The 626-nt window shown below is 69.0% G+C and carries 1 protein-coding gene; it reads left to right on the forward strand.

Annotated features, from left to right (window positions below; genetic code table 11):
• Positions 1-273: 273 nt before the first annotated feature.
• The gene (locus tag ACLD7X_RS17840) at positions 274-543 is read left to right on the forward strand and encodes a hypothetical protein (protein ID WP_425625460.1); all 270 of its coding nucleotides are present in this window, start codon (positions 274-276) and stop codon (positions 541-543) included.
• Positions 544-626 lie beyond the last annotated feature (83 nt).

The raw sequence follows: 626 nt of genomic DNA on the forward strand, positions 1-626 counted from the left end.
CGAGATCGACGGCGTGTCCGAAGCCATCGCGCGTGAGGCCCTGCGCCTGGGCGCGATGAAGCTGCCCGTCACCACCCGCGTCGTGATCCGCGAAGACTGGTAAGGCGCACCGCCGCCGCCACGATCAGACCCCGCCGGCAACGGCGGGGTTTTTTCGTGAAACGGCCGCATTTCCGCCGTGCCGTGCCGCGACCCATATGCCTGTTCGTAACGCGTGACGGGGTTTGACCGATGCATAAGCCTTTGCCTGTGGCCCTTGCGGCCGTCGCCGGGATGGTCCCGCTGCAGGCCGCCGCCGCCGATTTCGGCTTTGTCCGCTGGCCGGACTATCTGGATGCCTGGATCGCCCTGTCCGGCATCCTGTCCGTGGCCCTCCTGGTCTGGCTCAGGCGCCTGCTGCCCCCCGGCCAGCATTTCACGGCCATCCCCCCGGCGCGACGCAGCCGCACCCTGAACCTTGTGGCCTATGGGCTGGTCATCTCGGTCGTCACCTGTCTCGGGTTGATCTTCACCGGCATGGGCCTGCAGCGCCTGGCCGAATGACGTCCGCCGGGGCAGGGGGCCATCTTCGGGCTTGCCCCCGCGGCGGGCTTCCCTTATACGGCGCCATCCTGCGGTTCCGGGGC

Origin of the sequence: Aphanothece microscopica RSMan92, from assembly GCF_046613545.2 — a bacterium.
Lineage (GTDB): Bacteria > Cyanobacteriota > Cyanobacteriia > PCC-6307 > Cyanobiaceae > NIES-981.